Origin of the sequence: Sinorhizobium numidicum (assembly GCF_029892045.1) — a bacterium.
Classification (GTDB): Bacteria; Pseudomonadota; Alphaproteobacteria; order Rhizobiales; family Rhizobiaceae; genus Sinorhizobium; species Sinorhizobium numidicum.
On record NZ_CP120367.1, the window covers coordinates 992,737 to 1,007,318 of the forward strand.

Here is a 14,582-nt window from a genome sequence, read left to right on the forward strand (position 1 = left end):
ATGGGATGTGAACTGCGATCAGAGGCAGGATAACAGTTTCTTTGCCCGAAGGTCGCTCAAGAATGGTCGACGAAGGTTTGGTCACAGTCTTCGCCGGATTACCCGAGGCGGCAATCTGGCCGCCTCGGGAGTGATCGATCAACCGCCGAAAAACGCGAAGCGGACGACGAACAGAGCGGCGACGAGCTGCGTTGCCGGATGGATCACGCTCCACTTGCCGGTGCATACCTTCAGGACCACGTAGCTCACGAAGCCGAAGGCAAGGCCGTTGGCGATCGAATAGGTGAACGGCATTGCGATCGCCGTTAGCGCCGCTGGGGCCGCCTCTGTCAGATCGTCCCAATCGATTTCGGTGAGCTCGCGCATCATCAACCCTGCGACGTAGAGCAGCGCCGGTGCAGTCGCATAGGACGGAACGGCTGCGGCAAGCGGCGAAATGAAAAGCGCGGCGAGAAACAGCACCGAGATGACGAGTGCAGTCAAACCGGTGCGGCCGCCGGCCTGCACGCCGGAGGCGCTTTCGACATAGGCCGTCGTGCTGCTGGTGCCAATCAGCGAGCCGGCGATGATGGCGGAGCTATCGGAAAGCAGGGCGCGTCCGAGGCGGCTGGGCTTGCCCTCTTCCACCAGTCTCGCCCGCTTGGCAACACCGATCAGCGTGCCGGTTGCATCGAAGACTTCGACCAGCACGAAAACGAGGATGACATGGACGAGACCGCCATGCAGCGCGCCCATGATGTCGAGTTGCAGGAAGGTCGGCGCGATGCTCGGCGGCACCGAGACCACACCCTTGAACTCGGAAACGCCGAGAAGCATCGAGAGGACCGTGACCACCAGGATGCCGATCAAGATCGACCCCCGTACCCGGAGCGAATCGAGCACCGCGATGACGAAGAAGCCGAGGATGGCGAGCAGCGGACCGGTCTGCTTCAAATCGCCGAGGCCAACCAGCGTCGCTGGGTTGTCGACGACGATGCCGGCATTCTTGAGGGCGATGATGCCGAGAAACAGGCCGATACCGGTTGCAATCGCGCTGCGCAGCGAATGCGGAATGCCGGCGATCAGCCAGCTTCGCACGCCCGTAACGGTCAGCAGCAGGAAGATGAGGCCGGAAATGAACACAGCGCCGAGCGCCTGCTGCCAAGTGAAGCCGAGGGCCGCGACCACGGTAAAGGCGAAGAAGGCATTGAGGCCCATGCCCGGCGCCATGCCGATCGGCCAGTTGGCGACGAGAGCCATGACGGCGGATCCGAGCGCGGCGGCGAGACAGGTCGCGACGAAGACGGCATCGCGGTCCATGCCCGTGGTCGACAGGATATCCGGGTTGACGAAGATGATGTAGGACATCGTCAGGAACGTCGTGAGGCCGGCGACCACCTCGGTGCGGACAGTCGTGTCGTGGTCTTTCAGCTTGAAAAGTCGTTCAAACATTTTTCCTCCCTTGGCAGACGCCTCTCGACGCAGCCGAACGACAGAGATCGGTTCGCTCTCCTCCAGCGGCCGATCATTGCATTTGACCACTCGCTCTCTTGCGATCGTGATCCAGGCCTGCGGCCCGCGCCGGATGAGAACGGCGATCGCCTCATGCGCAGCGAGACGATTGTGCGTCTTCACGCGCATGATCGCTAGCCACCCATTTCGCAGCCGGATGCGAAAGACTTTCAAATTTTCCAAGGCATTCGAGCTGGATGCTTTTGCAGATTTGAGGCGTCGCCTGCGCGGCGCATAAGGTCTCGACACACCCGCCATCCACTGTGCGGGCCGCAAGGTCACCCCTTTTTTACGGCGACGGCGTCTGATGGGCCAAAAAGAATTTGGTGCAGCTAAGCGTGCGAAAACACTGGCTTCGCCAAAAAGTTCTGATGGGATTTACCAAAGAAAATTGATGCAGGCCTGCTAAATCGACGGCGCTGGGCGTCTCCGATGATCGGTATGAGACCGGTGACCAGCTGGATATCGTGCCGGCTACCGGCACATGCCAGCTTTTGATACCATCGGGAGGCTGCCGGCCAGCCAATAGCATCCTTGCGATGGTTGCCCGGGCCTGAAGCCACAGAGACTTGTAATTGCCGCCGATTCCAGGTTGCCGCAGGGAGCAGCTCGGCGGCTGCTCTAAATAACACTCTTCCTTACGGAGGAGCGGACATTTCTGCCTGGCTGCCACGCGCGGATCGCCGAAGATCTATTATCGAACTCCGCCCCAGGTCCGCATCCCAATGAGCCTCGAGACATCGCCGTTCAGTCCTGCGGCTTCGAGTAGATCGAGTTGGCATTGAGGGTGCAATATGTTGCCCTAGCGACGTTTTGCGTCCCGCGAAATCCCGACCGTTCGCAATTAAGTTCTGTCCGCTGATAGCACATAGGCAGATTGAGCCGGTCCCGCAGCCTATCATCGAGCAACAGACGAATTCGACGAATAGGATGATCCATATGAACTACTTTGCTGTAAATCGGTCGGCCGAAGAAGATGAAGGCGAAGCAAAATGGGAGCGTATCCGCGCAGAATTTCCAGCACAGGAACCATTCCTGAACTTGAACAACGCCGCGGTCAGTCCCCCTCCAACCGTCGTTGAGGAGGCGGTGGTCGACGCCTACCGCTTCATCAGCCGCAATCCCGACTACAACATGTGGAGCAGGCTCGACACCGCCCTCCCCGGCATCAAACGAGAGCTGGCGGAACTCATCGATTGCACCCCCGAAGAGATCGCGCTGAACCGGAATTCGTCCGAGGGCCTCTCGACGGCAATCTTCGGAATACCGCTCACCAAAGGCGATCAGGTGCTGATCTCGGTTTGGGACTACCCGAGCGTCCGTGCCGGATGGCTTCAGCGGCAACAGCGCGAGGGCATCGAGGTTGCAAACTGCGCTTTCGACCTCATGGACAGCGACGACGACATCATCGAAGCCTATGTCGACGCGATGACGCCCCGTACCCGCGTCCTGCAGCTGACGCATATGTACCATTGGAACGGGCGGGTCCTTCCCGTCAGGCGACTCTGCGCGATAGCCCGGGAGCGAAACATCATCACCATTGTCGATGGGGCTCAGACATTCGCTCAAATGCCGGTCAGCTTTCGCGAACTCGATTGCGACTTCTTTGTCACGAGCCTTCACAAATGGCTTGGTGCGCCGGTCGGCAACGGCATGCTGATCGTCAATGAACGCCAGATCGACCAAACCTGGCCATTGCTTGCACCTTTCGACCAGCCAGCCTTGCACATAGACAAGTTCGACCACTGGAATCTGGGCACATACAATTCCGCGCTACAGGCGGGAATCGCGCCTGCAATTCAGTTCCACAAGGCGATTGGCGCGGAGAGAAAGCACGCGCGGTTGCGCGAACTCACCCGATATTGGATCGGTCTCGCCCGTGACATACCCGGCTTCAGGCTCCATACGGCCACCGCTACGGACAACCTCGGGGCGATCAGCCTTTTTTCGATCGACAATCTGGATATGAAAAAGATCGAGCGCGATCTGCGCGAGAACCACCAGGTCCACGTGAAGTACCGCAAGGTCGAGCACGTCGAGGGCCTGCGGGTTTCACCGCACATCTATATGCTGAAGAGTGATCTCGATACTTTCGTCGCCGCGCTACGAAACGCGTTGGCGGGTCCCTCGCCTTGCCTTTCGGAGATCAGGCGCAGCAGTTCCGGCCGATCGGCCCGAGCGCCCGACGCCTTTTCGAACGGCCTCATCTGCGGCGCAGATTGATCTCGCTTGTGACGACACTTTTGCCGGTGGCCAGATCAGTATCGATGGTCGCTAACGTAATTCGATTGCTCCCGACTTTGCGTATCTGCATGTTCGCACTGTGATCGCCATTGACAATTTTCGCCCACCGGACCGCGAGGTTGATCGTATTGCCGCGCCTCTGTCCGGAAAGTGCTGATCTGCCGCCCTGCGGCCCAATGTAAACACCGCTGTACCGCTCGCCAGCCGCTCTTAAGTCCGCTGCAATGGTTCGTGACACCAACACCAACGCTCGGCAGGTGCCCCGCATCGTAAGCGACGGCCCGCTGGCGCTAGAGGCAATATTGCAGCTCACAGTCATCGGCGATCTGTCGAGGCGAAGCCTTACTGTCCCTCGGCCGGTCCATTCTCCCTGTAAGGATTCCAGGAAAGGCGCTTCGTCTGGAAACGCTGGTCCGGCTGTCAGCGGCAAAGAACCCATTATGAGGAGTCGCCATAGGATCTTCATATCGCACCATGTGGCAGGAAAATGATTAGCAGTTCGCGACGAGGGGAACGCTTTCGACCAACCCGGTGTTCCTGGATGCATCACTTTGTGATGACCACATTCGTTTATGGTCAAGGATAGCTCGCCCCCCGCAAGGTCGATCCGGCTGCGAGGAACGGCCACTCCGATGCCTTACCGGCGTCGCATCGTTACACCAGCGATGAAACCTGCCGCGCCCGCAATCGCAATGGCGAGCACGATGTGTTCCGCCAGCTTGTGATCTGCGTTCCTGACCGCGGTCCTGACATCGTCGACGATCATTCGTGACGCGCCGGACGCGATCTCGGCAATCGAGTCCTTCAGCTTTACGACATCCGCCCGAAGCGCAGCGAGTTGTTCCTCTGGTGAAAGCGGCAATGTCTCTCCCCGCCAGTCGGGCCGCGGTGTCGCTGCAAGCACCTCGTCGACGAGCGGCGCATCGTCCACAGTGACCGAGCTGCCGGGCTGTGGTTTGTCAAGTTCGCGCATCGGTTCTCCTCCTAAATTCGCCTTGAGAAACCCGAGAAGGCAGCGAGGGGTTCCGCGACGACCGAAGCCTGCGCTGGCCGAGGAGATTCCGCGCACTATGTTCCGCCACATGTGCAACGACTACGAGCGACATATACAGTGGGCAGAATACTGCAAGATGATGCAGGACCTGGAACTCGCCATGCCAGCACACCAGAGCGAACTCGACCTGCCGAGCGCGGACGACGTCAAAATCAACGACATCGCCCCAGTCATGCGGGCGTCCGGGAATCTTGTCGAACTCTTCCCCATGAACTTCGGTTTCCCGCCTGCGGGCCGCGGCGGACCGGTCTTCAACTTCAGATCGGAAGGACGCCGTTTTACCGACAGCAAACGTTGCCTCATTCCCGCGAGCGCCTTCTTTGAATTCACCGGGAAGACGTACCCCAAGGCAAAGCATCGATTCGCGTTGAAGGATGCGCCCTTCATGGCGATCGCTGGCATCTGGCGCGAGGGACAGGGCAACCATCCGCCGGCATTCACCATGCTGACAACGCAGCCAGGACCGGACGTTGCGCCCTATCACGATCGCCAGGTCGTGGCGCTGCGGCCGGAAGACTGGCCGTCATGGCTTTATCTGAGCAAGCGGGAAGAGGAATTGCTGAGGCCCTCGCCCCCTGGAGCGTTGACGGCTGAAACCGTCAGATCCGGATCGGATTAGCCGGGGATGCCGCGCGCGCTTACTGAAGCTGCCCACTCACCTGCCCATTTCCGTCATTTCAGCCACAAGCCACTGCCGAAAAGCCTTCATAGATGCCGTCTCCGCCCGCGACTTCAGTCGTGTCAGCCAATAGGCTCCGGTCAGCGTTGTTATTTCGAAGGGCTGGACAATTCGTCCCTTTTCGATCTCATGAGCAAACATGGCGACCGGGACAAGGGCGACGCCCACGCCTCGCGCCGCAGCTTCCACAAGAGCTAACGATGAATCGAACATCCAACCGCGCAGGTTGGGCGGCTCTAGACCTGCAGCCCTGAACCAGATGGCCCATTCGTCTCTTCGGTAGGACCGCAACAACTCCTCATTCGCCAAGTCTGCCGGACAGCGAAGGCGTTTGCCGAGCGCTGGCGTGCAGACGGGCGAAAGGGGCGCATCCATCAGACGGATTGCATCCGTTCCATGCCATGCGCCGTCACCAAAGCGGATAAAGAAATCCAAGCCGTCAATGAGGATGTCGGCGCGATTGTTGTTCGTCTTGAGACGAAGGTCCACATGAGGATGCTGTTCCTTGAAGGTCTTCAGCCGCGGTAATAACCAGCCGACCGCGAAGGTCCCGACCATGCCGACCGTCAGTATCTCGTGAAAGTTGCCCTCCTCGAACTGGCTCAGCGTGGCGCTCATGCGGCGGAAAGCGTCGGTCAGCACCGGGAGCAACGCATGCCCTTCGTCCGTCAGGGTGAGGCCCCTTGGAAGGCGCTTAAAGAGCGTCACGCCGAGCGTCGCTTCCAGCGATTTGACCTGATGGCTGATGGCGGTTTGGGTGACCCTAAGTTCGAGCCCTGCACGGGTGAAGCTGCCGAGCCGTGCAGATGCTTCGAATGCGCGGAGCGCATTGAGCGGCAATTGCGAGACGTCCATCGAGTTCTCCCTGAACAAGGTCAATATTTTCTCATGTCTGATCGGAAAATTGATCAATTGTCTAGGGCAACCCTTCCTGAATACAATCGGCTCGAAGTCAGCGGCCACCCCAGCGCCGCTCCGAAAGGCCGCTATTATCGGTCTATCGGACGGCTTTCCCGAACAATGGAGACAAGAATGACGATCTCGATATCGCGGCGGGCGGCGCTTGCCGGCTCCCTGCTCGCTGTTCCCGCGCTTGCATCGCTTCAGGACGGAGCGCGGGCCCGAACCCGGGACGATGCAGAGGCTCGGCTGGCCGAACTCGAACGTGCCCACGGCGGCCGAATTGGCGTGGCTGTGCTCAACTTGGCGACCGGCAAGCGCGTCGGGCACCGGATCGACGAGCGCTTTTTGATGTGCAGTACCTTCAAGGCTTTGACGGCGGCCCTCGTCCTTGCTCGCGTCGACCGGGAGGAGGAGCAGCTTGACCGTCGTATCTTTTTTTCGCGTAAGGATCTCGTGGACGGGTCGCCGGTGACCGAAGCCCGGGCGAATAAGGCCGGCATAACCATCACGGAGCTTTGCGATGCGATGGTGACCCGGAGCGACAATACAGCAGCCAATCTTCTACTCGCCAGTTTAGGCGGACCGGGAGCGCTGACGGCCTATGTACGTTCGCTCGGCGACGACATCACGCGGCTCGACCGCATCGAACCTGCACTCAACGAACATGACGGGCCTGGAGATCTCCGCGACACCACGACGCCGGCGGCAATGCTGGAGACCCTGCGAAAGCTTATCTTTGGCGATGCACTCTCTAAACCCTCGCGCTCCCAGTTGGCTGCCTGGCTGATCACGAACAAGACCGGCGACACGCGGTTGCGCGCCGGCTTCCCGGAGAACTGGCTCGTCGGTGACAAGACCGGGGGCAATGGCAACAAGAGCGGGAACAATAACGATATCGCCGTAGCGTGGCCCTCGGAGCGCGCACCAATTATCGTTGCGGCCTACTGCCAAATACCGGCGATATCGGCCGAGGAGCGCAACGCTGTTCATGCGGAGATCGGACGGATTGCCGCACAGGTATAGGCAGCCAGGACGCCACCATCATCGACATGATGATGGCGTCCGAGCATCTAGCAACCTGGGAATAATCGAAAGGCTCCTTACGAGGCGACGGGCGCCGTCTGCGACACAAGCTTTTTCATGAAGCTCAGAAGCGTTTGTTGGGGATCGGCCCCGTCCCCCGCCACCACCTTCACCCCCCATTTGCGGAGAACGGCCTCCTGAACCGGACTCGGCTCGTGCATGACGATATAGGACCGTGGCCGGTCATCCTCGTATCCCGAGTGGCGCCACGTGCTCCACAAGCGATGGAGCAGGAAACGGATATTAAGGTCCGACATGCTGTAGCCGATGAAAAGAACAGTAGCGCCGAGAGCGTCGCTTCGAAACTTCACGTCCAACGGCGAGTCGAACGACAGACGGTCAAAATAATCGCTTTCGGTCAACACGAGCGTCTCCGCGTCGTCGAAGTCGCCATGATATTTGATAATCTGCGTGACACCGGCTGGCGCACGCGCGATGTCCCTCGCGCTGCTGATCTTGGCGTAAGGGCGACCGTGGACCTCATAGGCAATCTCGAGGTTGCTGTCGTAATTTGTCGTATAGATTATTGGAAAGTCGAGGCTGACGATCAGCCGGTGTAATTCCGATTGCTGAACGCGCGGCTCTGACACCTGCCAATTCTGCTTCATCCAATCAAGAAGCGCATCGAGGGTGCCGCGCTCGAGGCGATAGTATTCGGCGATCGTCTGGTGCGTAACGTCGGGATCCTTCATTATGGAGGCGTTTAGCTGTAACTCGCCCAACATATGGTCGATGAGCATCTGCCAGGACGGCAAGCCGACGCTCATGGAAACGCCGGCCCCGACGAACAGCAGCGCGTGGCGTCGCCTGACCGCTTCGACGATCTCTGAAACAGGCTCGTTCATGAATGCTCCGGTGTCAGAACCGGCAAACGGGCAGAAAGCATCGTTGTTCCCGTTGACCCGCGTTCATGACGGCGGGTCAACGGACATAAAGTGCGCCGGAATCGACAGCCGAGGCGAGGATTCGCCAAACGCACGCTGCATAGCGAGAAATGCGAAGGTGTCAGGGGCCCGCGGAGGCCGACGCTTGAGCCGCGAACTGACGAACCGGCCGGACTTCGTTCTCGAAGAGGTCGGGCATCAGATCGGCAAGCCGCACCAGCTTGCCACTCCGCGAACTTTGCAGCGCGGCGATGCCGCAGAGAACGGAGAGCGCCCCGGCCCGCGCGCCGGCTCGTTGTCCCAAAGGATCTGACACGCCGGGCTTAAAGATCATGTTCCGCATGCGATCATCGCCGCCGTAGTGTCCGCCAGGGGAATGCGGTATCGCAATGCGCTCGACCGCTGGGACACCCTTTGGAAAGTTGCGGACGAGTAGAATGACGTCTTCCGCCGCCGTCTCCCATGGCTGGTCCTCATATTGACGCAGTTCGATCCTGCCCTTCGTGCCGTTGAAGGCGATGTGGTGGCCCTCGATCGGCTGGAAGGTGTTCAGCGAGTAGGAGACGTGGACATTGTTCCGGTATCGTATGTTCGCGACCATCGTGTCGGGAATATCGATATCCTCGCGGAAGACGCAGCCGTCGCGGAAGTAGCCGTCGATCTCTGAAGGCTGCTCGTAAAGCGCTTCGAGGAAGGGATCGGCTTCGAGATCGAGATAAAAATCGCAGCTTCCCTTATGGGGACAGAGCTTGCAGCGAGGGCCGCGGAACGGGCCCTTGCGCCCATACATCTGAAGGTCGGCGAAAGCCGTGACGGCCTCGGGATCGCTGTCGAGATACCAGTTCAAGAGATCGAAATGGTGTGTCGCCTTGTGCACGAAAAGGCTGCCCGAGCGCTCCGTATAGGCGTGCCAGCGGCGGAAATAGTCGGCGCCGTGCTCGGTATCAAGATACCAATGGAAGTCAACCGAGGTGACGCGGCCGATTTCTCCGGCATCGAGCAGTTCCTTGATGCGTCCCGCCGTCGGCGCGAAGCGGTAGTTGAAGGATACGTCCACCCGCCGGCCCGTGCGTGTCTCGGCGTCGAGAATGCGGCGGATCTTTTCCACCGTCGTCGTCATCGGCTTTTCCGTGATGACGTCGGCACCCGATTCGAGCGCCCTGACGACGATGTCGTCATGCGTGTCATCCGGGGTGCAGACGATCACAAGGTCCGGCTGCGCTTCGGCAAGCATCGTATCGACATCGCCATAGATCGGCGCGTTGCTGGCGATCATTGTGCGGGCGCGCTCCGCCCGCAAAGAGTTCGTGTCGGCAATGGCGACGAGGTCGACGTAGCCGCGCCATCCGGCGAGAAGGTCCCTGCCCCACATCGTGGTGCCGCGGTTGCCGGTACCGACCAGCGCAAAACGACGTTTGTTGTCCATCTTTCCTCACGCAATCCTGTCTGGGATGAAGCCGCGCGAGCGGCGGCAGCGATATCGACATGTAAATTTATCATACATGTTAGCGGCCGAAATCCGCGAAAGTCAATGCAGCGACGATCATATTACCGGCCAACTTGTCAGGAGCATAGCCGAGCGGACCATCTCAGCAGGAGCTTCGATAACGCTCCACGCAAGTGGCGATCACCTCGTCGGCGGGGCGCTTCCACCAGTTGTCGGCAGAGAAAATCTCGACCTCCTGCGCTCCGCGAAAGCCGGCGGCCTCGATCCGGCGCCGGATCCCCTTGAGGTCGATAACGCCGTCGCCCATCATGCCGCGATCCGTCAGCGTGTCCCTGGTCGGGACCAGCCAATCGCAGATATGATGCGCAAGGATCGCCTTCATCTCGCCGGCACGCGCAATCTGGCTGGCGAGATCGGGGTCCCACCACACGTGATAGACGTCGATTGCAACACCAACACCCGGACCCAGCTTTTCGCAGATGTCGAGCGCCTGCCCGAGCGTGTTCACGCAGGCCCGATCGGCGGCATACATCGGATGCAGCGGCTCGATCGCAAGCGGCACGCCCGCCGCACGCGCGTGCGGTAGTACGGCGGCAATCCCTTCCTCGACCATCCCACGCGCCGCCTCGATGTCTTTCGAGGCGCCGGGAAGACCGCCGACGACGAGCACGAGGCAGTCCGCACCGAGTGCTGCGGCTTCATCAATCGCGCGCCTGTTGTCGTCGAAGGCCTTCTCGCGCCCGGCCCCGTCCACCGCCGGAAAGAAACCACCGCGGCAGAGACCGGTGAGCGTCAGCCCGTTGGAGCGAACGATGCGCGCGGCCTCCTCAAGACCGATCGCCGCCACCTGGTCGCGCCAGGGGGCGATCGCTGTAATCCCGTGCTTCAGGCAGATGTCCACGGCATCGGCAAAACCGCACTGCTCACGGATCGTCGCTAGATTTATCGAAAGGCCTTCGACCTGCATACTATCTCCTCCCGCATCTGATCATGTCCTGCCCGCCGCCATCGAAGGCCAGTCCGGCTCGACCGAAGAGCCGAGACCGATCGCCCGCAACACGCTTCCAAAGGTGATCTCGCCGGCTTTGATGGCGAGCCGCGCGCGCGCCCCTGCTTCCTGGTAAAGATCCCCATGGGCAGCGAGATAGGCGGCCTGCTCGCCCGCCGGCGCCTGCGCCATGCCATCGACATAGTGGTGCCCGTTGCGCTCGATATGTCCAACGCCGGTAAGAGCCGCCAGAACGAGATCCTGTTGGAGCGCGAGGCCGGCTTGCGTCGTCAGGTCCTCGGCGGAGATGAAATAGCGGGCAGACCCGACCTCGGTGTTCCATTTTTCGATGCGGGCGCGATTGATCAGCGATCGATAAAACCCCTTGCAGGATTTCGACGAGATACCCGTATAGCCGAGCTCGCGGGCGCGCAGAAAGGCACCGACATCGCCGTCGGATTCGTCGATCTCCAGCGGCACCCGATCGGCGATTGCCGCGACCGCTGTCGACAGGGCTTCCGCGCGCGCTATCGGCTGCTCGAAGAAAAGAATGGAGGCGCGCAATCGCTTCAGAAGCGGCTCCTTCTCGATCCTGTCCAGAAGGTCGGCGACCGCGTCGCTGCTTTGGAACTGTTCGTTGCCGTCAAGCGTGACCTGATAGGCATCAAGCCGGTCGTCGAGGAGCGAAGCGACGGCGAGCAGCCGCTCCACATCCTGTTCGGGGCGTCCGGATACCTTGATCTTGAAAAATCGGTGTCCGTAGGCGGCAATCACCTCTTCCAGCGTATGCGGCAGACCGTCTTTTAGCCGATGCGATGGCTCGATATCTGACGCTCTCAGTGCATCGGCAAGGCCGACGGTGTGGCGCACGGCAAGCTTCGGCGACGGCGCCAGCCCCGACAAGAAACGAGCGAGGTCGAAGCCGGCAAGATCAGGCGCAGTCTCGTCGGTGATCCCGAGCAGGTTTGTCTTTACGGCCTCGATCACACTCACGCCTTTCAAGCGGCATAGGGCATCAATGATCGCGCGATCGACGAGCGCCAGCCCATAAGAGGCGACAAGGGCTGGCAGACCCTGTCTTGCCGCAGCGCCGTGATGATCAGCCTCGAGGGCCGCGTGAAGACCGAATGGCGTATTCGCCTTTCGGGCCAGCATTCCTTCGATTGCCAGACGCAGCGATTTACGAAGCTCATCGACATTATCCTCCGGCGAAAGCGCCGGATCCTTGTCGAACCATTTCGGCATCATCATCTCGGCCGACCAGCCAGCAGCCTGACGGCCCTGCTCGTCGGCGATTCGAACCCGGACGAACGCCTGCGGCGCGCGTTCGACGTGCGCTGCACCGAAGCGGAACGGAAAGCGGAAATCGACCTGACGCTCGAAGAACTCCGCCCCGACGAGCCTCACGCGAGGAGCTTGGGTCATCGCCCCGCCTCAGTCGACGCCATGCACGGCGAGCACACGGCGCATGCGCGCCGTTGCCAAATCCGGGTCTGTAAGAGCGCCGGCCTTGTCGGCCAGGCGGAAGAGTTCGGCGAAATGCGTGAGCGAGCGGGCGCTCTGCTGCCCGCCGATCATCACGAAATGATCCTGCAAACCGTTGAGATAAGCGAGAAACACGACGCCGGTTTTGTAGAACCGCGTCGGCGCCTTGAAGATATGGCGCGACAGCAGCACCGTCGGCTCCAACAATTCGAAGAATTCGCCGTTCCGCCCCTCGCCCAAGGCATGAAGGGCCGCGGAGGCAACGGGCGCGATCGCATCGAATATACCGAGAAGAGCGTCCGAATGCCCTTCTTCGTCGCCGGCGATGAGCTCGGCGTAGTTGAAATCGTCGCCGGTATACATGCGCACGCCTTCCGGCAGCAGGCGCCGCATCGCGATTTCCTTCTCCTTCGAGAGAAGCGATATTTTGATGCCGTCGACCTTGGCGGCATGGGCTTCGATGACCGCAAGGCAGGTCTTCATCGCCTCCAGGTGGTCGGCATTGCCCCAATAGCCTTCGAGCGCCGGATCGAACATCTCGCCCAGCCAATGGATGATCACCGGCTCCTTCACTTGCGACAGGATGCGGTCGTAGACTCGGATATAGTCGTCCGGGCCTTTTGCGGCGGCCGCAAGCGCCCGGCTCGCCATCAGGATAATACGCCCGTTCTCGGCTTCGATCGTTTCGATCTGGCTCTCATAGGCTTCGAGGATATCGTCGATCGATACATCCGGGCCGGGCGCCAGGTGGTCGGTCCCGGCGCCGCAGGCGATCAGGGCGCCGGGGCGACCGCGCGCTTCGGCAAGCGCCCGGCGGACGAGTTCGCGCGCCTCCGGCCAGCCGAGGCCCATACCGCGCTGGGCGGTGTCCATCGCTTCGGCGACGCCAAGACCGAGGTCCCAGAGACGGTGGCGAAAGGCAAGTGTGCGCTCCCAATCGATCGCCGGCGCCAGCCATGGATCGTTGTCGGCCAGGGGATCGGCGACGACGTGGGCCGCGGCAAAGGCGACCCTCGAAAAATTCGCCGCCTCGCGCTTTGTGAACGGAACCGGCCGGCCGGTCAGCTCATAACGGACGGGCCTGCCTTCGAGTGGGAGATTGATGCCGGTCATCGTTTAGAGCTCCAGTTCCGGGACATCGAGCCAGCGGCGCTCGGCCCACGACTTGAGGCCCAGTTCGGCGAGTTGAACGCCCTTGGCGCCAGCCTCTAGCCCGTAGGGCCAGGGGCCGTCCTCGGCGACATGGCGCAGGAACATTTCCCATTGCACCCTGAAGCCGTTGTCGAACACCTGCGTGTCCGGCACTTCGTCCCAGGTCTTGTAGAAATCGATCGTCTGCGGCTGATCCGGATTCCAGACCGGCTTCGGCGTGTTGACGCGGTGCTGGGTCCAGCACTTGGTGAGGCCGGCGACGGCGGAGCCGTGCGTTCCGTCCACCTGGAAGGTCACGAGATCGTCGCGGCGCACTCGCACCGCCCAAGAGGAATTGATCTGCGCGATGACGCCGCCTTCGAGCTCGAAGGTCGCGTAGGCCGCATCGTCCGTGTCGCAGTCATAGCTTCGGCCCTGCTCGTCGATGCGGCTGGGGATATGGGTGGCACCCAGGCAGGAGACGGAGCGGACCTCGCCGAAGAGGTTGTCGAGCACATAGCGCCAATGGCAGAGCATATCGAGAATGATGCCGCCGCCGTCCTGTTTGCGGTAGTTCCATGAGGGACGCTGGGCGGGCACACCCCAATCGCCTTCGAAAACCCAGTAGCCGAATTCGCCGCGCACCGAGAGGATCTTTCCGAAGAAGCCGGACTCCCTAAGCAAAGCGAGCTTGCGCAGCCCGGGCAGAAACAGCTTATCCTGTACCACTCCATGCTTCAGGCCTGAAGCGCGCGCCTTTCTTGCGAGCTTGACCGCCGTCCTCAGATCGTCCGAAATCGGCTTCTCACAATAAACGTGCTTGCCCGCGTCGAGCGCCTTGCCAATGAGCTCGGCGCGCATCAGCGTCGTACCGGCGTCGAAAAAGATATGGTCATTCGGGTCTGAAAGAGCCGCATCGAGATCGGTCGACCAGCGAGCGATACCGTGGCGCTTGGCCAATTGCTCCATTTTGTCTCGGTTACGGCCGACGATGATCGGATCGATCTCCAGGCGCTCGCCTGACTTGAGGGTGAGCCCGCCCTGATCGCGAATGGCGAGAATTGAGCGTACCAGATGCTGATTGTACCCCATCCGGCCGGTAACGCCGTGCAATATGATCCCCAAACGTGCCATGCGGTTCCTCCCTGCCAGGCCTGTAGGAGTGGACCAGCCCTCCCAAGCCAGTAACTAAA

Annotated in this window: 12 protein-coding genes; 3 read left to right on the forward strand and 9 right to left on the reverse strand. The window is 60.9% G+C overall.

Annotated features, from left to right (window positions below; all coding sequences use genetic code 11):
- Positions 1 to 138: 138 nt before the first annotated feature.
- Complete coding sequence (locus PYH37_RS04755; RefSeq protein ID WP_280732529.1) at positions 139 to 1,431, reverse strand: NCS2 family permease; 1,293 nt, start codon at positions 1,429 to 1,431, stop codon at positions 139 to 141.
- Positions 1,432 to 2,430: 999 nt separating this feature from the next.
- Here PYH37_RS04755 and PYH37_RS04760 point away from each other — a divergent pair.
- A complete protein-coding gene (locus PYH37_RS04760) occupies positions 2,431 to 3,714 on the forward strand; it encodes an aminotransferase class V-fold PLP-dependent enzyme (RefSeq protein ID WP_280732281.1) in 1,284 nt (427 codons plus the stop codon).
- 658 nt (positions 3,715 to 4,372) lie between these two features.
- On the opposite strand, the gene PYH37_RS04770 is transcribed toward PYH37_RS04760, so the two are convergent.
- On the reverse strand, positions 4,373 to 4,708 hold the full coding sequence (locus PYH37_RS04770) for a hypothetical protein (protein WP_280732282.1): 336 nt from the start codon (positions 4,706 to 4,708) through the stop codon (positions 4,373 to 4,375).
- A gap of 109 nt (positions 4,709 to 4,817) precedes the next feature.
- Between PYH37_RS04770 and PYH37_RS04775 the strand changes: the two genes are divergently transcribed.
- A complete protein-coding gene (locus tag PYH37_RS04775; RefSeq protein ID WP_280732531.1) occupies positions 4,818 to 5,408 on the forward strand; it encodes an SOS response-associated peptidase family protein in 591 nt (196 codons plus the stop codon).
- A 36-nt stretch (positions 5,409 to 5,444) separates the two neighbouring features.
- Here PYH37_RS04775 and PYH37_RS04780 read toward each other — a convergent pair whose 3' ends face one another.
- On the reverse strand, positions 5,445 to 6,323 hold the full coding sequence (locus PYH37_RS04780; RefSeq protein WP_280732283.1) for a LysR family transcriptional regulator: 879 nt from the start codon (positions 6,321 to 6,323) through the stop codon (positions 5,445 to 5,447).
- A 177-nt stretch (positions 6,324 to 6,500) separates the two neighbouring features.
- On the opposite strand from PYH37_RS04780, the gene bla reads away from it, so the two are divergent.
- Positions 6,501 to 7,394 carry a class A beta-lactamase gene (gene bla / locus PYH37_RS04785; RefSeq protein ID WP_280732284.1) on the forward strand — a complete coding sequence of 298 codons (894 nt, stop codon included), beginning with the start codon at positions 6,501 to 6,503 and terminating at the stop codon, positions 7,392 to 7,394.
- A gap of 77 nt (positions 7,395 to 7,471) precedes the next feature.
- Here the strand turns inward: bla and PYH37_RS04790 are convergent, their stop codons facing one another.
- The 6 genes from PYH37_RS04790 to PYH37_RS04815 form a co-directional block, all read right to left on the reverse strand.
- Complete coding sequence (locus PYH37_RS04790; protein ID WP_280732285.1) at positions 7,472 to 8,299, reverse strand: SIR2 family NAD-dependent protein deacylase; 828 nt, start codon at positions 8,297 to 8,299, stop codon at positions 7,472 to 7,474.
- 160 nt (positions 8,300 to 8,459) lie between these two features.
- Positions 8,460 to 9,764, reverse strand: coding sequence for a Gfo/Idh/MocA family protein (locus tag PYH37_RS04795; protein ID WP_280732286.1), 1,305 nt, complete (start codon positions 9,762 to 9,764; stop codon positions 8,460 to 8,462).
- Between the two features lie 163 nt (positions 9,765 to 9,927).
- Complete coding sequence (locus tag PYH37_RS04800) at positions 9,928 to 10,752, reverse strand: sugar phosphate isomerase/epimerase family protein (protein ID WP_280732287.1); 825 nt, start codon at positions 10,750 to 10,752, stop codon at positions 9,928 to 9,930.
- A gap of 21 nt (positions 10,753 to 10,773) precedes the next feature.
- On the reverse strand, positions 10,774 to 12,198 hold the full coding sequence (locus tag PYH37_RS04805) for an enolase C-terminal domain-like protein (protein WP_280732288.1): 1,425 nt from the start codon (positions 12,196 to 12,198) through the stop codon (positions 10,774 to 10,776).
- 9 nt (positions 12,199 to 12,207) lie between these two features.
- Entirely contained in the window at positions 12,208 to 13,371 is a 1,164-nt protein-coding gene (locus PYH37_RS04810) for a dihydrodipicolinate synthase family protein (protein WP_280732289.1), read from the reverse strand.
- A 3-nt stretch (positions 13,372 to 13,374) separates the two neighbouring features.
- Entirely contained in the window at positions 13,375 to 14,523 is a 1,149-nt protein-coding gene (locus PYH37_RS04815; protein WP_280732290.1) for a Gfo/Idh/MocA family protein, read from the reverse strand.
- Positions 14,524 to 14,582 lie beyond the last annotated feature (59 nt).